This is a genomic window from Mycolicibacterium iranicum, from assembly GCF_002101705.1.
GTDB classification, from domain to species: Bacteria; Actinomycetota; Actinomycetes; order Mycobacteriales; family Mycobacteriaceae; genus Mycobacterium; species Mycobacterium iranicum.
On the sequence record NZ_LQPC01000030.1, the window covers coordinates 138,418 to 160,232 of the forward strand.

The 21,815-nt window shown below is 65.9% G+C and carries 20 protein-coding genes; 9 read left to right on the top strand and 11 right to left on the bottom strand.

What is annotated here, in order from left to right; genetic code table 11:
* Positions 1-9 precede the first annotated feature (9 nt).
* From AWC12_RS14295 to AWC12_RS14310, 4 genes are all read right to left on the bottom strand, one after another.
* Positions 10-852, bottom strand: a complete 843-nt coding sequence (locus AWC12_RS14295) for an MlaE family ABC transporter permease (protein ID WP_085175113.1) — start codon at positions 850-852, stop codon at positions 10-12.
* The gene (locus AWC12_RS14300) at positions 849-1,613 is read right to left on the bottom strand and encodes an MlaE family ABC transporter permease (RefSeq protein ID WP_085175427.1); all 765 of its coding nucleotides are present in this window, start codon (positions 1,611-1,613) and stop codon (positions 849-851) included. The genes AWC12_RS14295 and AWC12_RS14300 overlap by 4 nt, the downstream gene beginning before the upstream one ends.
* Before the next feature lie 264 nt (positions 1,614-1,877).
* Positions 1,878-2,786, bottom strand: a complete 909-nt coding sequence (locus tag AWC12_RS14305) for a 3-oxoacyl-ACP reductase (RefSeq protein ID WP_165762810.1) — start codon at positions 2,784-2,786, stop codon at positions 1,878-1,880.
* 13 nt (positions 2,787-2,799) lie between these two features.
* Entirely contained in the window at positions 2,800-2,991 is a 192-nt protein-coding gene (locus tag AWC12_RS14310) for a ferredoxin (protein ID WP_024446742.1), read from the bottom strand.
* A 161-nt stretch (positions 2,992-3,152) separates the two neighbouring features.
* Here AWC12_RS14310 and AWC12_RS14315 point away from each other — a divergent pair, with 161 nt between their 5' ends.
* From AWC12_RS14315 to lpqN, 7 genes are all read left to right on the top strand, one after another.
* The gene (locus AWC12_RS14315) at positions 3,153-4,334 is read left to right on the top strand and encodes an acyl-CoA dehydrogenase family protein (protein WP_024446743.1); all 1,182 of its coding nucleotides are present in this window, start codon (positions 3,153-3,155) and stop codon (positions 4,332-4,334) included.
* A gap of 17 nt (positions 4,335-4,351) precedes the next feature.
* The gene (locus tag AWC12_RS14320; RefSeq protein ID WP_085175117.1) at positions 4,352-5,449 is read left to right on the top strand and encodes an acyl-CoA dehydrogenase family protein; all 1,098 of its coding nucleotides are present in this window, start codon (positions 4,352-4,354) and stop codon (positions 5,447-5,449) included.
* 8 nt (positions 5,450-5,457) lie between these two features.
* Complete coding sequence (gene fadD17 / locus AWC12_RS14325; protein ID WP_085175119.1) at positions 5,458-6,969, top strand: long-chain-fatty-acid--CoA ligase FadD17; 1,512 nt, start codon at positions 5,458-5,460, stop codon at positions 6,967-6,969.
* Positions 6,970-6,998: 29 nt separating this feature from the next.
* Entirely contained in the window at positions 6,999-8,633 is a 1,635-nt protein-coding gene (gene casI / locus AWC12_RS14330) for a steroid-22-oyl-CoA synthetase (protein WP_207576442.1), read from the top strand.
* Positions 8,626-10,209, top strand: coding sequence for an FAD-binding protein (locus tag AWC12_RS14335; RefSeq protein WP_085175428.1), 1,584 nt, complete (start codon positions 8,626-8,628; stop codon positions 10,207-10,209). The genes casI and AWC12_RS14335 overlap by 8 nt, the downstream gene beginning before the upstream one ends.
* A complete protein-coding gene (locus AWC12_RS14340; protein ID WP_085175123.1) occupies positions 10,206-11,354 on the top strand; it encodes a 3-ketosteroid-9-alpha-monooxygenase, oxygenase component in 1,149 nt (382 codons plus the stop codon). The genes AWC12_RS14335 and AWC12_RS14340 overlap by 4 nt, the downstream gene beginning before the upstream one ends.
* An 84-nt stretch (positions 11,355-11,438) precedes the next feature.
* Positions 11,439-12,182: an envelope biogenesis lipoprotein LpqN gene (gene lpqN / locus AWC12_RS14345; protein ID WP_085175125.1), complete on the top strand. Its 744-nt coding sequence runs from the start codon at positions 11,439-11,441 to the stop codon at positions 12,180-12,182.
* 14 nt (positions 12,183-12,196) lie between these two features.
* On the opposite strand, the gene AWC12_RS14350 is transcribed toward lpqN, so the two are convergent.
* Genes AWC12_RS14350 through AWC12_RS14360 form a run of 3 tightly spaced genes read right to left on the bottom strand, consistent with a single transcriptional unit; the run spans position 12,197 to position 16,547 of the window.
* Positions 12,197-13,753, bottom strand: a complete 1,557-nt coding sequence (locus tag AWC12_RS14350; RefSeq protein WP_024446750.1) for an acetolactate synthase large subunit — start codon at positions 13,751-13,753, stop codon at positions 12,197-12,199.
* A 20-nt stretch (positions 13,754-13,773) separates the two neighbouring features.
* Positions 13,774-14,895 carry an NAD(P)H-dependent flavin oxidoreductase gene (locus tag AWC12_RS14355; RefSeq protein WP_024446751.1) on the bottom strand — a complete coding sequence of 374 codons (1,122 nt, stop codon included), beginning with the start codon at positions 14,893-14,895 and terminating at the stop codon, positions 13,774-13,776.
* 2 nt (positions 14,896-14,897) lie between these two features.
* Positions 14,898-16,547 carry a medium/long-chain-fatty-acid--CoA/3-oxocholest-4-en-26-oate--CoA ligase gene (locus AWC12_RS14360; protein WP_024446752.1) on the bottom strand — a complete coding sequence of 550 codons (1,650 nt, stop codon included), beginning with the start codon at positions 16,545-16,547 and terminating at the stop codon, positions 14,898-14,900.
* A 68-nt stretch (positions 16,548-16,615) separates the two neighbouring features.
* On the opposite strand from AWC12_RS14360, the gene AWC12_RS14365 reads away from it, so the two are divergent.
* Positions 16,616-17,416: a crotonase/enoyl-CoA hydratase family protein gene (locus AWC12_RS14365; RefSeq protein ID WP_085175430.1), complete on the top strand. Its 801-nt coding sequence runs from the start codon at positions 16,616-16,618 to the stop codon at positions 17,414-17,416.
* A 77-nt stretch (positions 17,417-17,493) separates the two neighbouring features.
* Here the strand turns inward: AWC12_RS14365 and AWC12_RS14370 are convergent, their stop codons facing one another.
* Positions 17,494-18,042, bottom strand: coding sequence for an FMN-dependent NADH-azoreductase (locus tag AWC12_RS14370; protein WP_234814009.1), 549 nt, complete (start codon positions 18,040-18,042; stop codon positions 17,494-17,496).
* Positions 18,043-18,173: 131 nt separating this feature from the next.
* Here AWC12_RS14370 and AWC12_RS14375 point away from each other — a divergent pair, with 131 nt between their 5' ends.
* On the top strand, positions 18,174-18,656 hold the full coding sequence (locus AWC12_RS14375; RefSeq protein ID WP_024446755.1) for a MarR family winged helix-turn-helix transcriptional regulator: 483 nt from the start codon (positions 18,174-18,176) through the stop codon (positions 18,654-18,656).
* 87 nt (positions 18,657-18,743) lie between these two features.
* Here AWC12_RS14375 and AWC12_RS14380 read toward each other — a convergent pair whose 3' ends face one another.
* From AWC12_RS14380 to AWC12_RS14390, 3 genes are all read right to left on the bottom strand, one after another.
* Entirely contained in the window at positions 18,744-19,967 is a 1,224-nt protein-coding gene (locus tag AWC12_RS14380) for a cytochrome P450 (RefSeq protein WP_024446756.1), read from the bottom strand.
* Positions 19,964-20,653: an acetoacetate decarboxylase family protein gene (locus AWC12_RS14385; RefSeq protein WP_051226702.1), complete on the bottom strand. Its 690-nt coding sequence runs from the start codon at positions 20,651-20,653 to the stop codon at positions 19,964-19,966. The genes AWC12_RS14380 and AWC12_RS14385 overlap by 4 nt, the downstream gene beginning before the upstream one ends.
* 113 nt (positions 20,654-20,766) lie before the next feature.
* Positions 20,767-21,798, bottom strand: a complete 1,032-nt coding sequence (locus AWC12_RS14390; protein WP_085175128.1) for an LLM class F420-dependent oxidoreductase — start codon at positions 21,796-21,798, stop codon at positions 20,767-20,769.
* Positions 21,799-21,815 lie beyond the last annotated feature (17 nt).

A 21,815-nucleotide genomic window follows, 5' to 3' on the forward strand; every position in this document is an offset into this window, starting at 1 on the left:
TTTCCCGCCTTATCCGGAGAGGTTGAAGTTGCCGGACGCGCCGTAGACGGCGAGAGAGATGAACAGCACGATCGTCACGACCACGATCAGGGATGTGCGCACCGCCTGACCGACGGCGATGCCGACGCCGACGGGGCCGCCCGAGGCGTTGTAGCCGTAATAGGTGTGCACCAGCATCACCGCGATCGACATCACGATGGCCTGCAGAAACGACCACAGCAGGTCGCTCGGGATCAGGAACGTGTTGAAGTAGTGGTCGTACAGACCGGCGGACTGCCCGTTGATGTAGACCGTCGTGAATCGTGCGGCGAAGAACGCCGCCAGCACCGACAGCGCGTACAGCGGGACGATCGCGATCAGCCCGGCCATGAGCCGGGTGGACACGAGGTACGACACCGAGTGCACCGCCATCGATTCGACGGCGTCGATCTCCTCGGCGACACGCATCGCGCCCAGCTGCGCCGTGGCGCCGGCGCCGATGGTCGCCGCGAGTGCGATGCCCGCGATGACCGGGGCCACGATGCGGACGTTGAGGAACGCAGAGAGGAAGCCGGTGAGCGCCTCGATGCCGATGTTGCCCAGCGACGAATAGCCCTGCACGGCGATGACGCCACCGGAGGCCAGAGTCATGAACGCGGCGACGCCGACGGTGCCGCCGATCATCACCAATGCGCCGGTGCCCATGGTCATCTCGGCGATGAGCCGGATCGTCTCCTTGCGGTACCTGGTGATCGCGTTGGGGATGTAGCGGATCGATTCGCCGTAGAACAGCGCCTGTTCGCCGACTCCGTCGACGATCCGCGGCACGCCGCGGAAGAGGCGCCGGAAGCGGACTGTGGCGTCGTAGCTCATCTGACCAACACCCGGACGCCGATGGCCGTCATGATCACGTTGATCACGAACAGGCAGATGAACGCGTAGACGACGGTCTCGTTCACGGCGTTGCCGACGCCTTTGGGTCCGCCCTTGACGGTCAGTCCGCGGTAGCAGCCCACCAAACCGGCGACGACCCCGAACATCAGCGCCTTCACCTCGGCGAGCAGCAGCTCGCCGAGCCCGGTCAGCACGGTCAGTCCGTTGATGAACGCGCCGGGATTGACGCCCTGCAGGAACACCGAGAAGACGTAGCCGCCGGACAGACCGATTAGGCAGACGAGTCCGTTGAGCAGGAGCGCGACGAACGTCGACGCCAGAACGCGCGGCACGACGAGACGTTGGATGGGATCGATGCCGAGCACCCGCATCGCGTCGATCTCCTCGCGGATGGTGCGCGCGCCGAGGTCGGCGCAGATCGCGGTCGCGCCGGCGCCGGCGACGACGAGCACCGTGACGACCGGGCCCAGCTGGGTGATCGTTCCGAACGCGGTTCCCGCGCCGGAGAGGTCGGCCGCGCCGATCTCCCTCAGCAGGATGTTCAACGTGAAGGCCACCAGAACCGTGAACGGGATCGCGACGAGCAGGGTCGGCACCAGCGAGACGCGGGCGATCATCCAGGTTTGCTCCAGGAACTCCCGGAACTGGAAGGGGCGACGGAAGGTCTTGACGAAAGTCTCGAGGGACATTTCGACGAACCCGCCTACGGCCCGCGCAGGCGCCGCAAGCGTTTCGATCAACCTCGGCTCCATTCTCGGGGCGGGAAAACATGTCCGAACGTGCCTGTGGCGAATTACTTCGCCCCAGCGGTCCGCACCAGGGTCCCACCCCCGCGTTAAGCAGTGCTCTTAGTGAGCCGGATCATACTAACTAGAACGTGTTCGCAGTGTCAAAGAACGGCTGAAACGCATCAAATTCTTATATTCGCGCTGCTCAAAGCCACTGTGACATGGATCATTCTAGAACGTGTTCTACCCATATGCCGAGCCCGACAACCTAGACTGTCAGTCTGGGTCGCCCAGTCCCATGGCCGCCGAGAAACTCTTTTCGGGGTCGCGGTCAGCAAAGTAGTTCTTCAGCTCGCCCGACAGCGCTGAGGGATCCCAGACGTCGCCGTCCGCGCTGAACTGCCGCTCCGCCGTCGGAGCCGCAATCAGGGTCACCGTCGGACCATAAACGATGAAGAGCTGTCCGTTGACCCCTTCGGCAGCAGGGGAAGCTAAGAATCGGACCAGGTTCACGACATGCTCGGGTGACAGGGGGTCTATCGCGCCGTCGGCGAGCTCCGGCGCGTCGCCGAACACCCCGGCCGTCATGGCCGTGCGGGCCCGTGGCGCGATGGCGTTCGCCCGCACTCCGAAGCGACCCAGGGCCCGGGCCGCCGACAGCGTCAGCGCCGTGATGCCGGCCTTGGCCGCACCGTAGTTGGGCTGTCCGACCGGACCGGACAGCCCGGCTTCGGACGACGTGTTGATGATCCGTCCGTAGATCTGCCCGTCCCCGGCCTTGGCCTTCGCGCGCCAGTAGGTCGCGGCGTTGCGGGTCAGCAGGAAGTGGCCGCGCAGATGCACCGCGATCACGGCGTCCCACTCCTCATCGCTCATGTTGAACAGGATGCGATCGCGGGTGATGCCTGCGTTGTTGACGACGATCCCCAGTCCACCGAGCCCGTCGGCGGTCTCGACCAATTCGTCGGCCGTCGAGCGCTCGCTGATGTCGCCGGCCACGGCAACGCCCTTGGCGCCCGCCGAGGAAATCTCGTCGAGGACGTCGGACTTGTCGAGCGCCGCGGCGATGTCGTTGACCACCACGGCGGCGCCCGCCTTCGCGAGCCCGATGGCTTCGGCGCGGCCGAGCCCGGCCGCGGCTCCGGTGACGACGGCGACGTGGCCGGACAGATCTGTATCAGTCAACTTATTAATACCTCTAGTCGTGTCGGATCAGGGCGGCCCGCGGGCACTCGGCGATCGCCTGTTCGGCCACCGCTTCCTCTTCTGCGGGCACGGGATCGGCCTTGACGACGGCGTAGTCGTCGTCATCGAGGTCGAACAGGTCGGGGGCTATTCCGACACACACGGCGTTGCCTTCGCAACGGTCACGATCCACTTCCACTCGCATGAGTCTCTCCTGTCGGTCCTTGGCTGTTGGTCCGATCTTGCCGGGCGCCCAGTGTCGCAGCACCCTGGACCCCAAGACTAGAACGTGTTACAACCGGGGAGGAACCGAGGGCTGGACACAGGCACCCGGAACAAGGCTTGCAGACAAGTGAGGACGACGCGATGCGTATCGGCTACACGCCTGAACAGGAGGAGTTGCGTCGCGAACTGCGTGCGTACTTCACCAAGCTCATGACCCCCGAGAGGGCCGAAGCGCTGGCCGCCAGCGACGGCGAGATGGGGCGCGGCAACGTCTACCGCGAGACCGTCGCGCAGATGGGTAAGGACGGGTGGCTGACCCTGAACTGGCCCAGGGAGTACGGCGGCCAGGAGCGCACGCCGATGGAGAGTCTGATCTTCAACGACGAGGCCGCCATCGCCAACGTTCCGGTGCCGTTCCTGACCATCAACAGCGTCGCGCCGACGATCATGCACTTCGGCACCGAGGAGCAGAAGCAGTTCTTCCTCCCCAAGATCGCGGCGGGCGAACTGCATTTCTCGATCGGCTACTCCGAGCCCGGCGCAGGCACCGACCTGGCGGCGCTACGCACCACCGCCGTACACGACGGCGACGACTACGTGATCAACGGCCAGAAGATGTGGACCAGCCTCATCGCCTACGCCGACTACGTCTGGCTCGCGGTACGCACCAATCCTGAGGCCAAGAAGCACCGCGGCATCTCGATGCTGATCGTGCCGACAACGGCCGAGGGCTTCTCCTGGACGCCGGTGCACACCATGGCCGGCGTCGACACCAGCGCCACCTACTACCAGGACGTGCGCGTGCCGAAGACGGCACTGGTCGGCGAGGAGAACGGCGGCTGGAAGCTGGTCACCAACCAGCTCAACCACGAACGCGTCGCCCTGGTGTCGGCGCAGCCGATCTTCCTCGCGCTCAATGCTGTTCGCGAGTGGGCGCAGAACACCAAGGACGCCCACGGCAACCGTTTGATCGACTCCGAGTGGGTGCAGCTGAACCTGGCCCGGGTGCACGCCAAGGCCGAGGTGCTCAAGCTCATCAACTGGGAGCTCGCCTCTGCCGATGACGTCGCACCGTCGCCGGCCGACGCATCGGCGGCCAAGGTGTTCGGCACCGAACTGGCCACCGAGGCGTACCGGCTGTTGATGGAGGTGCTCGGCACCGCCGCCACGTTGCGGACGAACTCGCCCGGGGCGCTGTTGCGCGGCCGCATCGAACGTATGCACCGGTCGTGCCTGATCCTGACGTTCGGCGGTGGCACCAACGAGATTCAGCGCGACATCATCGGCATGGTCGCGCTCGGCCTGCCCCGAGTGAACCGATAGGAACGGGAAGTCAAGCGATGGATTTCAAGACGACCGAAGCCAGTGAAGACCTGGGCGGCCTCGTGCGCACGATCACAGAATCGGTGTGCACGCCGGAGCGCCAGCGCGAACTCGACGGCCTCGACGAGCGCTTCGACAAGACTCTGTGGCAGAAGCTCATCGACGCCGACATCCTGTCGACAACCTCTCCTGAATCGTTGGGCGGCGGCGGTTTCGGAGTGCTGGAGGAGGTCGCCGTGCTGGTGGCCCTCGGCCGCCAGCTCGCCGCGGTCCCCTACCTCGAATCGGTGGTGCTCGGTGCAGGGGCGCTGGCCAAGTTCGGCTCCGAAGCGCTGCAGCAGGAATGGGGCGCACCCGCCATCAAGGGCGACAAGATCATCGCGATCGCCCTCGACGGCGAGATGGGCGAGGGGCCCGTCCGCGCCCAGGGCAGTGGCGACAGCTTCACCTTGACCGGCGCCAGAACCCAGGTGGCCTTCGCGGTGAGCGCCGACGCATTCCTGGTTCCGGCCGAAACCGACTCCGGTCTCGCGGTGTTCCTGGTGGCGGCGAACGACGCCGGTGTGAAGGTCACCGCACTCGACACGACCGGGCACGGCAGCGTTGGCGCCATCGAACTGCAGGGAGTCAGCGTGGGCGCGGACCGCCGGGTCGGCGGTACCGAGGTCTACGACTGGCTGGTAACGCGAAATGCGCTGGCCCGCAGTGCCTATCAGCTCGGCGTGCTGGAGCGGGCGCTCGAGCTGACCGCAGCCTACGCGCGCGAGCGTGAACAGTTCGACCGCCCGATCGGAAGCTTCCAGGCGGTGTCGTCGCGACTCGCCGACGGGTACATCGACATCAAGGGCCTGCGCCTGACGTTGACCCAGGCGGCATGGCGTCTCTCCGAGGACCTGCCGGCGGACGTCGACGTTGCCAGTGCCGCGTTCTGGGCCGCCGAAGCGGGACACCGTGTCGCGCACACCACGGTGCACGTCCATGGCGGGGTCGGCATCGACACCGACCATCCGGTGCACCGGTACTTCCTGGCCGCCAAGCAGACCGAGTTCGCGCTCGGCGGGGCGACGGGGCAGCTGCTGCGTATCGGCCGCGAGCTGGCCGACACCCCAGCCTGACGAAAACGGTGGCGACCGTCTCGTCGTTGCTTTCGGCCCTCACCGAGGTCGACGACCGAGGTGTGTACTGGGTGGACCCTGACACCGACGCCACGTCGTTCGTCAGCTGGCGCAACCATATTCGCGAAGGGGCTGCGCTGGCCGCCGCCCTGAGAGCCCGTCTCGATCCGGACCGCCCGCCGCACGTCGGTGTGCTGCTGGGAAACACTCCGTTCTTCGGCACGGTTCTGGTGGCGGCGGCGCTGTCGGGAATCGTGCCGGTCGGGTTGAATCCGATCCGGCGCGGCGACGCGCTGTTGCGCGACATCGCCCACGCCGATTGCCAGCTCGTGCTGGCCGATCGGGAGAACTCGCAGGACGCGATCGCCTCGATCGACGCCGAATCACCGGACTTCCGTGCCGAACTCGCGGCACAGGCAGACGTCTCCGTCGAGTTCCGGACCGCCGATCCCGACGATCTGTTCATGCTCATCTTCACCTCCGGGACGAGCGGTGACCCGAAGGCGGTGCGGTGCACCCACGAGAAGGTGGCGTTTCCGGGAGTGATGCTCGCGGAGCGGTTCGGACTTGGTCCCTCGGACACGTGCTATCTGTCGATGCCACTGTTTCATTCGAATGCGATCATGGCCGGCTGGGCGCCCGGGGTTGCCGCCGGTGCGTCAATCGCGCTGCGCCGCAAATTTTCCGCCTCACAGTTCATTCCGGACACCCGCCGCTTCGGCGCGACGTACGCCAACTACGTCGGCAAGCCGTTGTCCTACATCCTGGCTACGCCGGAACGCCCCGATGACGCCGACAACCCGTTGCGGGTGGCCTACGGAAATGAGGGCGCGCCACGAGATCTGCGTCGATTCTCGGAACGCTTCGGGGTGCAGGTCGTCGACGGATTCGGCTCCAGTGAGGGCGGGGTGTCCATCGCCAGGACGCCAGAAACTCCGGAAGGCGCCCTCGGCCCACTGGTGGGCGGGGTGACGATTCTCGACGTCGACACCGGCGCCGAATGCCCCCCGGGTGTGATCGGCGAATTGGTCAACACCGAAGGGCCCGGGCAGTTCCGGGGCTACTACCGGGATCCCGAGGCCGAAGAGGATCGGATGCGTGGCGGCGTCTACCACAGCGGCGATCTGGCCTACCGGGACGAGTTCGGTTTCGCGTACTTCGCGGGCAGGCTCGGTGACTGGATGCGCGTGGACGGCGAGAACCTGGGCACCGCGCCGATCGAGCGCATCCTGATGCGCTTCCCCGGTGTGACGGAGGCCGTGGTGTATCCGATCCCGGATCCCGCCGTCGGCGACCAGGTGATGGCCGCGCTCGTCCTGCCACCCGACACCGCCTTCGATGCGGACGCCTTCACCCAATTCCTGAGTGCGCAAGACGATCTCGGCCCGAAGCAGTGGCCGAAGTATGTTCGTACCTCCACGGAGTTGCCCCGCACCGAGACGTTCAAGGTTCTCAAACGCCAGCTGTCGGCCGAAGCCACCGACTGCATCGACCCGGTCCACAAGATCGCCAGGCCGTGAGCGACGCGCGCCGCGACGATGTCGCCAGGATGCTGCTCGACCGCGTCTGCGATGCGCACCTGGGCTTGCGCACCCGCGAGCACGAATGGACGTGGGATGAAGTCGTCGGCGAATCGGCCGCGCGGGCCTCGCTGGCAACAGAACTGCACGACAGGCAACTGGGGCCGCTCCATATCGGCGTTCTTCTCGACAACGTCCCGGATTTCGTGTTCTGGCTCGGCGGCGCCGCGCTGGCCGCCGCGACGATCGTCGGGCTCAACCCCACCCGCGGCGCGGCGGATCTGACCGCTGACATCCGGCACGCCGACTGTCAGCTGATCGTGACGGACACCGCCGGTGCGCAACGGCTGACCGATCTCGACCATGGCGTGTCCCCAGACCGGATGCTCGTCGTGGACGACCCGGCGTATCAGAGCAGGATCGACGACCACCGCGGCAGGCCCGCAGCTGCGTCCGCAGCCGACGCGAGTTCGCTTTTCCTGCTTCTCTTCACGTCGGGAACCACGGGAACGTCGAAGGCCGTCAGGTGCAGCCAGGGCCGCCTGGCCCGGATCGCGTACGCGGCCACCGACAAGTTCGGCCACCACCGCGGAGACGTCGACTACTGCTGTATGCCGCTGTTCCACGGCAACGCGCTGATGGCGCTGTGGGCGCCTGCCCTCGCCAACGGCGCGACCATCTGTCTGACACCGAGCTTCTCGGCGTCTCGATTCCTTTCTGATGTCCGATATTTCGGCGCCACGTTCTTCACCTACGTCGGCAAGGCGCTGGCGTACCTGATGGCGACACCCGAGCGACCCGACGATTCCGACAACACGCTCACGCGCGGGTTCGGCACCGAAGCTTCGCCGGAGGACCAGGCCGAGTTCCGCCGCCGCTTCGGCGCCGAACTCTTCGAGGGGTACGGCTCAAGCGAAGGCGGCGCCGTCGCGACACCTGATCCGGCAGCGCCGCCGACTGCCCTCGGCAGACCGGCACATGACGGCGTGTCTGTCGTCGATCCCGAGACCATGCAGCCCTGCCCCACGGCGGTTCTCGACCCTCAGGGCAGAGTCCTCAACGCCGACGAGGCGATCGGCGAGATCGTCGATCGCCGGGGCGCCAGAGATTTCGAGGGTTACTACCGCAACGACTCGGCCGACGCCGAGCGGCTGCGCAATGGCTGGTACTGGTCAGGCGATCTAGGCTATATCGACGGGGCAGGTTTCCTGTACTTCGCCGGGCGCCGAGGCGACTGGATCCGCGTCGACGGCGAGAACATCTCAGCGCTGACGGTCGAGCGGGTGCTGCGCCGCCACGCGGCTGTCATCACAGCCGGCGTGTACGGCGTTCCCGATCCGCGATCGGGGGATCAGGTGATGGCGGCCGTCGAGGTCGCCGATCCCGACGCTTTCGACGTCAACGCGCTGGCTGACTTCCTCACCGACCAGGAAGACCTCGGCTCCAAGGGGTTTCCGCGACTCCTGCGTGTCTCGGCGAACCTACCTGCCACCGGGTCGAACAAGGTTCTCAAACGGGAACTTCAGGTCCAGCGCTGGCACACCGACGACGCGGTGTACCGCTGGGCGGGCCGGGGCAGGCCCGTTTACCGCCGGATGACCGACGATGACCGCGCGGCGCTGGATGCCGAGTTCGGCGCTCACGGAAGGGAACACCATGTCTGACCGGGATGAGCGCTTGCGCGAAGACCATCCACTCTGGGATGAGACCACTGATGTCCTCGTTGCGGGCTCCGGAGCAGGTGGGGTGACGGGGGCCTACACCGCGGCCCGCGAAGGACTCGATGTGATCCTGGTGGAGGCCACCGACAAGTTCGGCGGCACCACCGCGTACTCGGGCGGTGGCGGAATGTGGTTCCCGTGCAACCCCGTCCTGCAGCGGGCCGGCGCCGACGACACCATCGACGACGCGCTCGAGTATTACACCGCCGTCGTGGGAGACCGTACGCCGCGGACGCTCCAGGAAACGTACGTCCGAACCGGAGCCCGGCTGATCGAATATCTGGAATCCGACGAGCTTTTGAAGTTTTCCCTGCTGCCGTGGCCTGACTACTTCGGGAAGGCGCCCAAGGCGCGTGCCGACGGCATGCGCCATATCGCCGCCAAGCCACTGAAGGTGGCCGCCGCTCCGGAACTCCGCGAATTGGTCCGTGGCCCATTGGACGCCGACCGGCTCGGCACACCGCAGCCCGACGATTACTTCGTCGGCGGTCGTGCCCTGATCGCGCGGTTCCTCACCGCCGCGGCGCGACATCCGCACTCGTCGGCACGCCTGAACACCGTGCTGACGGAACTCGTGGTTGAAAACGGCACAGTCAGCGGCGCCGTCGTCCAATCCGACGGACAGCGCACTCGGATCCGAGCACGGCGCGGAGTTCTGCTGGCCGCTGGCGGTTTCGAGCACAACGACGAGATGCGTGCACGCTACGGCGTGCCAGGAAGTTCCCGGGACACCATGGGCCCGTGGGGAAACAGAGGGTTGGCCCATCTGGCCGGAATCGCGGCCGGCGCCGACACCGACCTGATGGACCAGGCGTGGTGGTCGCCCGGTTTGACCCACCCCGACGGCACGTCGGCCTTCGCGCTGTGGTTCACCGGCGGCATCTTCGTCGACGACCACGGCAGGCGATTCGTCAACGAATCGGCTGCCTACGATCGCATCGGCCGTGCCGTTCTGGCGGCGATGGACGAGGGCAAAGTCAGTTTGCCGTTCTGGATGATCTACGACGACAGCGACGGAGTTGTGCCTCCGGTCAAGGCGACGAACGTCTCCATGGTCGAGCCCGAGAAGTACGTCGCGGCAGGGCTCTGGCGCACGGCGGACACGCTCGAAGAGCTCGCCGTCGAGATCGGGGTGCCGGCAGACAATCTGGTGGACACGGTGGCGCGGTTCAACGAATTCGTGCGACGAGGCGTGGACGAGGATTTCGGCCGCGGTGACGAAGCCTACGACCGGGCATTCTCCGGAGGCGCCCCGCCGTTGTACGCCATCGAGAAAGGTCCGTTCCACGCCGCCGCGTTCGGGGTTTCCGACCTCGGCACCAAAGGCGGATTGCGCACCGATACCGCAGCGCGGGTGCTCGATGCCGCGGACAATGTGATTCCGGGACTGTACGCAGCAGGCAACACGATGGCCGCACCCAGCGGCACCGCCTACCCGGGCGGCGGCAACCCGATCGGCACCAGCATGGTTTTCAGCCACTTGGCCGTGCTGAGCATGAAGGAGCGCGAACAGACATGACCGACATCCGTCTCATCGACACCGGCAAGGCCATGACGCGGTTCGCCCGCGGGTGGCACTGCCTCGGGCTGGCGGAGTCGTTCCGCGACGGTCAGCCCCACGGCATCAACGCTTTCGGCACGATGCTCGTGGTGTTCGCCGACTCCCGTGGCGACATCAAGGTCCTCGACGGCTACTGCCGTCACATGGGTGGAAACCTGGCGCAGGGCACCGTCAAAGGCGACGAGGTGGCCTGCCCGTTCCACGATTGGCGGTGGGGTGGCGACGGACGATGCACACTCGTCCCGTATGCGAAACGGACGCCGCGGCTGGCTCGCACCCGCGCCTGGCAGACGACCGAGGTGAACGGGCAACTGCTCGTGTGGCACGACCCCGAGGGTTCTCCCGCTCCGACCGAGCTGATCCCGCCCACCATCGAGGGGTACGACGACGGCAAGTGGTCTCCGTGGCAGTGGAGTTCGATCCTCATCGAGGGTGCGCACTGCCGTGAGATCGTCGACAACAACGTCGACATGGCGCACTTCTTCTACATCCACCACGCGTACCCGACGTACTTCAAGAACGTCATCGAAGGGCACACAGCCAGCCAGTTCATGGAGTCCAAGCCGAGACCCGACTTCACCCCGAATCCCGAAAAGCTCTGGGAGGGAACGTATCTACGCTCGGAGGCAACCTATTTCGGCCCGGCGTACATGATCAACTGGCTGCACAACGACCTCGCGCCCGGATTCACCGTCGAAGTGGCGCTGATCAATTGCCATTACCCCGTCACCCACAACTCGTTCATGCTGCAGTGGGGTGTGGCGGTGCAGGAGATGCCGGGACTGCCTGCGGACAAGGCAGGCAAGCTGGCCGCCGCAATGAATCGCTCGTTCGGCGAGGGGTTCCTCGAAGATGTCGAGATCTGGAAGAACAAGTCCCCGATCGAGAACCCGCTCCTCACCGAGGAAGACGGCCCCGTCTACCAGCACCGGCGCTGGTACGAGCAGTTCTACGTCGACGCAGCCGACGTCAGAGCAGACATGACGGACCGCTACGAGCAGGAAGTCGACACCACGCACGCGTACGACCTCTGGCAGCAGGAGGTCGAAGAGAACATGGCGGCGCGACAGAACGAGAAGACTGCAGAAATTGGTGCGACGTGAGTACATCTACTCACTGAGCAAACCGTTGATCATGATTTACGCTTCGCTGGACATGACGAAACGTCATACGACAGGAGTTCAGCTATGAAGCTCACGGTTGTCACCCGCTCTGCCGCAATCGCCACGGCGGTCGCACTCATCGCGACCGGCTGCGGCGGTTCGGATTCGGGGTCCAGCGAGACCAGTTCCTCTGAATCCGAAACCACCACGTCGACGACGGAGACCTCGGAGACCACGTCGACGAGCGCCGCGGCACCGACGACCGGGCGGATCGCGCCTCGCCAGGAGGCGCCCGCTGGTCCGGCGCCGACGATCGCCGACTACATCAAGGACAACGGCATCCAGGAATCGGCGGTCAAGCGGGGAGATCCGGGTGCTCCGATCATCGACCTACCCATCCCTGAGGGCTGGGCGGACGCCGGAGCGGACACTCCCGAGTGGGCGTTCGGCGCGATCGTCTACACCGGGCCCGAGGCGGCCGAGTACACGCCGAGCATCGTCGCGATCGTCTCCAAGCTGGTGGGCGACGTCGACCCGCAGGCCGTGCTGGACGCGGCGCCCGGGGAGGCGACCAACCTGCCCGGCTGGACACCGATGAGCGACGGCAAAGTCACCACGCTGGGCGAGTATCCGGCGTTCCAGCTCGGTGGCACCTGGGTTCAGGACGGTGTCACCAAGATCGCCGCGCAGAAGACGGTGGTGATCCCGGGCAGCGACGGCTCCTGGTATGTATTGCAGCTCAACGCCGATGGTCTGGAGAACCAGATCGACCTTGTGGGCCCGGCCACGCTGGCCATCGACGAGGAAACGGTCATCACGCCGCAGTAACTCGGCCGACGCGGTCAGCCGGCCAGCGGCGGCACCACGGCCTCGATCAGATGCGGACCGGGCTCGGTGAAGGCGGCGGTCAGCGCCGCCGCCAGCTCCTCGGCCGTGGTGACACGACGGCCGGGCACACCCATCCCCTCGGCGATCTTGACGAAGTCGAGGGCGGGACGGCCGAGGTCCATCAATTGCAGGGCTTTCGGGCCAGGGCTCGCCGCGTTCGCCGCTTCGACGCGCTGCAACTCGATCCGCAGGATGTCGTAGACGCCGTTGCTGAAGATCACGGTCGTGACGTCGAGGTTCTCGCGCGCCTGCGTCCACAGCGCCGACACGGTGTACATCGCCGACCCGTCCGCCTGCAGGGACAGCACGGGTCGGCCGGGCGCGGCGATGGCGGCACCGATCGCGGCGGGCATCCCGTAACCGATCGCGCCGCCGGTCAGCGTCAGCACATCGTGTGCGGGGGCACCCGCCGTCGCCGCGGCGATGCCGATCCCTGCCGTGTTCGATTCGTCGACCACGATGGCGTTCTCGGGTAGCAACGCACCGACCACCGCGGCAGCCGAAAAGGACGTCAGGTCCCCCGACTGCAACGGCGGCCGAGTAGCCGGGGCCACCGCGGCGACGCTTCCGGGCGCGAGTTCGTCGGCGACGCGCTGCAGTGCGGCCGCCGCACCGCAGTGCTTGGCGAGCACGTGCACGTCGCAGTTCTCGGGCACGAGATCGCTGGCTCGTCCCGGGTAGGCAAAGAACGACACCGGGGACGCCGCGCCCGCGAGGACGAGATGCTCGGCGCCGGCGAGCTGCTCCTCGGCGGCTTCCGCGAAATAGGCAAGCCGTTCCACGGCCGGCACGCCGGCCCCGCGCTGCAGCCGCGTCGGGAAGGTTTCGCAGAGCACCTTTGCACCGGTCGCTTCGGCGATGCGAACCGCCGCGGACAAGCCGGGAATCCGCGTCGCGTCTCCCCCGATCAACAGGACCGTCGGTGAACCGGAGGTCAACGCGGTCACGGCGTCGCGCACCGCGTCATCATCGACGACGGGCAGGTGAGAGTCCTGCGGATCAGGTTCGATGAGCTCGGCGTCGCTCCATGAGACGTCGGCGGGCAGGATCAGCGTCGACACGACGCCGGTGCGGCTGGCGGTCACCGCGTCGGTGGCATCGATCGCGATTTCTGCTGTGTCCAGCGTGCGACGCACCCACCCGGACACGGTGCGGGCGAGCGCGTCGATGTCGGATTCCAGTGGGGCGTCGTATTTCTTGTGATACGTCGCGTGGTCGCCGACGACCACGACCATCGGCACATGGGCCCGCCGGGCATTGTGCAGGTTGGCCAGGCCGTTACCCAGTCCTGGGCCCAGGTGCAGCAGCACTATGGCGGGTTTGTCGGCCATGCGCGCGAAACCATCGGCCGCGCCGGTGGCCACCCCTTCGAAGAGGGTCAGCACACCTCGCATCTGCGGGACTGTGTCCAGCGCCGCGACGAAATGCATCTCCGACGTGCCGGGGTTGGCGAAGCACACGTCGACTCCGTTGCCGACGAGGGTGGTGAGAAGAGAGTGGGCGCCGTTCACATCTGCTGTTATACGCCCGCTCAGTTGTCGCGAATAGCGTCCAGACGCTTCGAAGCTTCCTCGAATCCGCTCACCAACTCGGCGATGATGTCGGCTACGGGCCGGATCTCGTTCATTCGGCCGACGATCTGACCGACCGGCATCGCGACGGTGGTGGGATCCGCTGACTCGCTCATCCGCTGATGGGCCTCGCTGACGAGGATGTTCTGCAGCGGCATCGGCAGCGGCTCGGGGGCCCCTTCGGCGTCCCACGCGTCGGTCCACCGGCTCTTGAGCAGGCGCGCCGGCTTTCCGGTGTAGATGCGCCTCCGGACTGTATCCGCCGAGGTGGCCGTCAGCATGGCTTCCTGGATCACGGAGCGGCCAGACTCCAGACGCACGCCGAGGTCGTACTCGGCCGAGGTCAGGAAGGCTGAGCCCATCCAAACTCCTTGCGCGCCAAGGGCAAGTGCCGCGGCAACCTGACGCCCCGTGCCGATACCACCTGCGGCGAGCACCGGGGCTCTACCGTCGATGGCGTCCACGATCTCCGGCCACAAGACCATGGAGCCGATCTCGCCGGTGTGCCCACCGGCCTCGTGGCCCTGTGCGACGACGATGTCCACGCCGTTCTCAACATGGCGCAGAGCATGTTTCGGCGAGCCGGCCAGCGCCGCCACCGGCACGCCCGCCTCGTGCACCTGGTCGATGACGTCCTTGGGCGGCGAACCGAGTGCGTTGGCGATCAGCTTGATCGGGTGCTTGAGCGCGACCTCGACATGGCTGCGAGCCACCGAATGCAGCCATCCCAGAACACCTTCCGAGCGTTCCTCATCCTCGGGTAGCGGCGGCACCCCGAGGTCGGCGAGCGTCTTGGCGACGAACTCGCGGTGCTCGTTCGGGATGAGCTTGTTGATGTCGACCGACGTACCTTCGGTCGGAACCTTGGCCGGCATGACGATGTCGACGCCGTAGGGCTTGCCGTCGGTGTTCGCGTCCATCCACTGCAGGACGTTCTCGAGGTCGTCGGCGTCGTTGAACCGCACGCAGCCGAGTACGCCGAGTCCACCGGCCTTGCTGACCGCTGCGGCGACCTTCTCCGACGGGGTGAAGACGAATATCGGGTACTCGATGCCGAAGCGTTCGCAGAGTTCAGTTCTCATGATTATTTGACCGCCACATGCTTCTCGTGAACGTCGTCGGCGGGACGTTCCTCGGTGGTGTCCTTGGCCCAGCGGTAATCCGGCTTGCCCGCGGGCGACCGCTTGACCTCGTCGACAAGCCACAGGCTGCGCGGCACTTTGTATCCCGCGATTTCGCGGCGCACGAACGCGTCGAGCTCGGCCAGCGTGGGACGCGTTCCCTCCCGGGCCTGCACCACGGCGGCGACGTGCTGGCCGAACCGGGGATCGGGCACACCGACGACCAGGGCGTCGAAGACATCGGGATGGCCCTTGAGCGCAGCCTCGACCTCTTCTGGGTAGATCTTCTCGCCACCGGAGTTGATGGACACCGAGCCGCGGCCCAGCATCGTCACGGTGCCGTCGGCTTCGACCTCGGCGAAGTCGCCGGGAATCGCGTACCGCACACCGTGATAGGTGCGGAACGTCTCGGCCGTCTTCTTCTCGTCCTTGAAGTAGCCGACCGGGATGTGCCCGCACTTGGCGATGATGCCGCGCTTGCCCGAACCGGGCTCGACCTCGTTGCCGTTCTCGTCGAGCACCTTCGTGTTCTTGTCGATGGTGACGCGCGGGCCGCCGGTGTGCGACTGGCCTTTCGCCACGACGCTGGTGCCGCCGAAGCCCGTCTCCGACGAGCCGATCGAGTCGGTGATGATGCGGTTGGGCAGCAGCTCGAGGAACTTCTCCTTGAGGCTGGTCGAGAACAGCGCCGCGGTGCTGGCGAGCAGGAACAGCGAGTCCAATTCATAGGTGTTGCCGGCATCCTGATGCGCGAGCAGCGCGTCCAGCAGCGGCCGCGCCATCGCGTCGCCGGTGAAGAACAGCAGGTTGACCTTGTGCTCGTGGATCGTCCGCCACACCGCGTCGGCGTCGAATTCCGGTGTGAGCACCGTGGTGTGGCCGGAGAAGATCGACATCCAGGTGCACGACTGGGTGGCGCCGTGGATCATCGGCGGAATCGGGTAGCGCACCATCGGCGGGTTGGCTGCAGCCTGCTTCGACAGATCGTATTCGTCGGCGATGGGCTCGCCCGTCGCGAAGTCGGTGCCGCCGAACAGAACTCGGTAGATGTCCTCGTGGCGCCACATGACACCCTTCGGGAAACCGGTGGTCCCGCCGGTGTAGAGCAGGTAGATGTCGTCTTCGCTGCGCGGGCCGAAGTCACGCTCCGGCGAGCCCTGCTCGAGCGCGGAGTAGAACTCGACGCCGCCGTAGCGCTGATAATCGTCGTCGGAACCGTCCTCGACGACGAGGATCGTCGTGACGTTCGGGGTCTCGGGCAGCACGTTGGCCACCCGGTCGGCGTAGCGGCGCTCGTGGATCAGCGCAACCATGTCCGAGTTGTCGAACAGGTACTTAAGCTCGCCCTCGACATACCGGAAGTTGACGTTGACCAGGATCGCGCCGGCCTTGATGATGCCGAGCATCCCGATGACGATCTCGATGCGGTTGCGGCAGTACAGGCCGACCTTGTCGTCCTTCTTGACGCCTTGGTCGATGAGGTAGTGCGCCAACCGGTTGGCCTTCTCCTCCAACTGGGCGTAGGTCAGCTGTTCGTCGCCCGAGATGAGGGCGACGCGGTCAGGCACGGCGTCGATGGCGTGCTCGGCAAGATCGGCGATGTTCAGGGCCACGGCTCTAAATTAGAACGTGTTACATTTCGTGACAAGTCGCTGTCTTCGACGAGGAAAGGCGCATGCCCGTGACTGAGCCGCACAAAGGTCCCGACGCACTGGTTGAGCAGCGCGGACACACATTGATCGTGACGCTGAACCGGCCGGAGGCGCGCAACGCTCTGTCAGGCGAGATGCTCTCGATCATGGTCGACGCCTGGAACCGGGTCGACGACGACCCGGAGATCCGGACGTGCATCTTGACCGGGGCGGGCGGCTACTTCTGCGCGGGCATGGACCTCAAAGCGGCATCGAAGAAGCCGCCGGGCGACTCGTTCAAGGACGGCAGCTACGACCCGTCGAAGATCGAGGGCCTGCTGAAAGGCCGCCGGCTGAAGAAACCGCTGATCGCTGCCGTTGAAGGCCCCGCGATCGCGGGCGGTACCGAGATCCTGCAGGGCACCGACATCCGCGTCGCCGGTGAGAGCGCGAAGTTCGGCATCTCCGAGGCGAAGTGGAGCCTCTACCCCATGGGGGGTTCCGCGGTGCGACTCCCGCGCCAGATCCCGTACACCATCGCATGCGACCTGCTGCTGACCGGACGCCACATCACCGCGGCCGAGGCCAAGGAATACGGGCTCATCGGCTACGTCGTTCCGGACGGCACCGCGCTGGAGAAGGCGCTGGAGATCGCCGAGGTGATCAACAACAACGGCCCGCTCGCCGTGCAGGCCATCCTGAAGACCATTCGTGAGGCCGAGGGCATGCACGAGGAAGAAGCCTTCAAGCCCGACACCGCCAACGGAATCCCGGTGTTCCTGAGCGAGGACGCCAAGGAGGGCCCGCGCGCCTTCAAGGAGAAGCGGCCTCCGAACTTCCAGATGAAGTGAGCCCGCTGCGCCGAAACTGCATTCCACGCGCTCGACCGGCCGGCGGGGCCGCGCGGAATGCAGTTTCGCCGGACTCGCTACGCCGCGCTCTCCCCTGCACTCCAGAGCCGATCGATCTCGGCTTGCCCGTCCGCCAGGCTCTGTGCTGCAAGCGGTCTGAGTTCGGCCATCGCCGGATTCGTCTCCGCCATGGTCAGTTCGACAACGACGAAGCGCGGCTGCAGCCCGGTCAGTGACAGCCCGTGGGTCAGCCAGGTGTGCGCGTGATCCCACCCTTCGCGCGGAGTGCCCGGCCCGTAGCCGCCACCGCGAGTCTCGATGGCGATCAGTTCCGTGCCGCCGAGAAGCCCCTTGCCAGACTCGGCGTCGATCGACAGCCCCGGCGCAACGATGTGGTCGACCCAGGCCTTGACGGTGCTCGGCGGGCCGAAGTTGTACAGCGGCAATCCGAGGACGATGACGTCGGCGGCCTTGATCTCATCGACGAGCTCGGCGCTGAGGGTCGCCGAATTCTGCGGATCCAGGTGCGGCAGAGGAACAGCGGCGAGATCGCGATAGGTGACCGTCCCATCCGGATGGGCTGCGCGCCAACGGCCCACGGCCCGAGCCGTGAGATTGCGGCTCACAGACCGATCCCCTTGCACCGACGAGTCGATGTGCAGCAAATGTGTCATTGCCTGCCTTTCCATAAGTAGTTAGTGCTATACAAACTATCTATACAGCGCAGGGCTTCGTCAAATTCCCGTAGGCTTGCGCAATGAGCACGCGTCCCCGACAGGAGTTGCTGCTCGGACCCTTGCTGGACCTGATCCTTCGGAGGCTTCGAGGGGCCGCCGAAATCGAGGTCGCCAAAGTCGGCCTGCGGACGCGTCACATCATTGCGCTGACACTGCTCCGGGATTTCGGCGAGCAGGGCCAGGCCGGTCTGGCCGACTCGCTCGGCATCGACCCGACAAACGTCGTCGCGTTACTCAACGAGCTCGAATCCATCGGTTTGGTGGAACGTCGACGCTCACCGCTTGATCGACGGCGACACACTGTGATGCTCACCGAGGCAGGCAGCGCCCGCCTCACCGAAGCAGAATGTGCGCTGGCCGCTCTCGAGCACCGCATGTTCGCGGGTTTACGGAACGAGGAGTTGACCAGCCTGCACGACCTGCTTCAACGAGCAGCAGCGGTCACGGCGGGTGGCGCCGAGTCCACGATCCCGAGCTGCGTCGCCGACGACGGAACCTGTTGATATCGAGCGTGCGTTCAGGTCGAGCGTGGTTCCTGTGCACGGAAAACGGCCGAAACCCGTACACAGGGCCCACGGTGGGACGAGCGGTCAGCCCAGCACCTTTGCCGACGGTGTGAACACCACGGGCATCGACTCCAAACCGCTGACGAAGTTGGCCGGCCGCAGCGGCAGCATGTTCTCATCTGCCAACCGCAGGTCGGGCAGACGCTGCAGGATCTTGCCGAGCATGATCTTCAGCTCCAGGCGTGCCAGCTGGTTGCCAAGGCAAAAGTGTGTGCCGAAGCCGAAAGCAACGTGGCTGTTGGGGTTACGGTCGATGCGGAAATTCTCCGGATCGCCGAACAATGCTTCGTCGAAGTTGGCGGATTCGAACATCAGCATGATCTTCTCGCCCGACTTCAGCGATGTGCCGTGAAATTCGGTGTCGGCCGTGAGCGTCCGGCACATGTTCTTCACCGGGGACGTCCAGCGCAGCATCTCTTCGATTGCGCCAGGCAGCAGTTCATCAGGATTCGCCACCAACCGCTTCCACTGATCCTGGTGCCGCAGCAGCTGTTCCGTGCCACCCGACAGGGTGTGACGGGTGGTCTCGTCCCCGCCTATCAGGATCAGCAGCGTTTCGAAAACGATCTCGTCGTCGCTCATCCTCTGACCTTCGACCTCGGCGTTGACGAGAATCGAGAACAGATCGTCGCGGGGGTTCGCGCGCCGGTCGGCGATCACCTCCATCGTGAACGCGGTGTACGCGGCGAAGGTCTCCATGAGCTTCTGGATGACTGTCTCGTCAACGGTCGACGACAACCCACACACCAGGTCGTCGGACCACTTCAGCAGCATTTCGCGTTCTTCGGGCAGCACGCCGAGCATGTCCCCGATCACGGCCATCGGCAGCGGAGCGGCGATGTCGCGGACGAAGTCGCACTCGCCGCGCTCACACACGGCGTCGATCAGTGTGTCGCAAAGCTTTTCGATCGACGGCACCTTGTCCATCACGCGCTTGCGGGTGAAGCCCGAGTTCACCAGCTTGCGCCGGAGGATGTGCGCCGGATCGTCCATGTCGATCATGTACGGCATACCCGGCTGATCCGGGCGGATACCGCCTGTGCTGGAGAACAATTCGGGGTTGCGCTCGGCGTCGAGCACCGCCTGGTAGGTCGTCGCGGCGGCCAGGCCGTTGCGATCCCGGAACACGGGCTGGTTCGCCCGCATCCACGCATACGCCTTCCGCGCCGCGGGACCGTCGGCGTAAAAGTTGCCGTCGGCCAGGTCGACATCCAGGTCGACGGTGTGGCCGGAAAGGGTCGAGGTCATCGGTTTCCCACAATCTTCGAATCGGCGAATGTCATGTCGACGTTGGCTGCTGAACTCGACACCAGCGCACGCTTGGGCAAGCCTAGGGCGGAAAGCTCTGCGGCGTAGGGATGTTCGCCCAATCGAAGTTGGACACCGCCGGGCCGATAGCGCACGCCGGAAAGCACCATCTCCCCCGCCGTCTCGCGGGTGACGCCGTCGAGATGCGAGTACGTCGAATGCACCTGTCTACGACCACTGAGCGGGGGCACGGGTAGCCCAGGAGCAAACTCCATGCTCAGGACGTGCTGGCCGCCGATGCTCACGTCGAAGCCGAACCGGCGCCCCGCTCGAACAGTGAAGTCGGCCATCACCTTCGGGTATCCCCAGATGGTCCGGCCGGCCTCAAGGGTGAACGACTGGTCGACGGGCAGGTGATGCACGAACGCGCCTGCCGACTGCAGCGCTTTGAAGCCACTTGCGTTCGATCCGGGCGGGTTGACCATCACGTTGGTGCCGTACTCGTAGTACTGACCGAGATCGGTGTCCTCGTAGCGCATCAACATCAACACCACGAGCGCCCGCCGGCCGCCCCTGCCGAACCGGCACACCTGCAGTCCGGAGTAATCGATCATCTGCTGGGCAGCGTCGGCGTCGACGACGAACATCGCGGTGTGCTGATGCGCGGTGCGCACCCGCACCGGCATCGTCAGGACGGTGCCCTGGATGGTGTGCTGGGATGGCGAAGACACAGTGCTGTCGGTCACACCGCCAATCTAGAACGTCACTAGACAGTAGGCAACAAAGTGTCTAGTCGGGGTCAGACCAGCGCGGCCAGATCGCGGATCTGCTCGGACGATCGCGCCCCGACGACCATCATCGTGACACCCGAGGCCTCCCACGCCTTGATCTGCTCCTGCACGTAGGCGAGGTCGCCGACGATCGCCGAGTCGTCGACCAGTTCGTCGGGTATTGCCTTGGCCGCCTCGTCTTTGCGATCGCTGCGGAACAATTTGGTCACGTCGTCGACGACCTCGGCGTACCCCATGCGGCGGTACACGTCGGCGTGGAAGTTCGTGTCCTCAGCACCCATTCCGCCCATGTAGAGCGCAAGGTGCGGCTTCATCAACTCCATGATCGCGGGACGGTCGTCGGTGACGACGACCTGCGCCGTCGCGCAGATCTCGAACGTCTCCCGTGTGCGGCGTGCACCCGGACGTGCGAACCCCTCGTCGAGCCACTCGTTGTACATGCCCGCGATGCGGGGCGAGTAGAAGATCGGCAGCCAGCCGTCGCAGATCTCGGCGGCCAGCGCGACGTTCTTGGGTCCCTCAGCGCCGAGCATCACGGGGATGTCGGCACGCAGCGGATGGGTGATGGGCTTCAAGTTCTTGCCCAGCCCGGTGGTTCCTTCGCCGCTCAGCGGCAGCGGATAGTGGGGCCCTTCGCTGTGCACCGGAGCTTCGCGCGCCCAGACCTGCCGCAGGATGTCGATGTACTCGCGGGTGCGAGCGAGCGGCTTCGGGAACTTCGCGCCGTACCAGCCCTCGACGACCTGAGGGCCGGACACGCCGAGGCCGAGGATATGCCGTCCGCCGGACAGGTGGTCGAGGGTCAGTGCGGCCATCGCGCACGCCGTGGGCGTGCGGGCGGACAGTTGGATGACAGACGTTCCCAACCGCATCCGCGTCGTCTCCCGGCCCCACCACGCCAGCGGGGTGTACGCATCCGAGCCCCACGCTTCGGCGGTGAACACGGTGTCGAAGCCCGCCTCTTCTGCCGTGGCGACCAGTTCTGCGTGGTTGGTCGGCGGCTGCGCGCCCCAGTATCCGAGCTGCAAACCCAACTTCATGCCACTCGTCCTTCCGG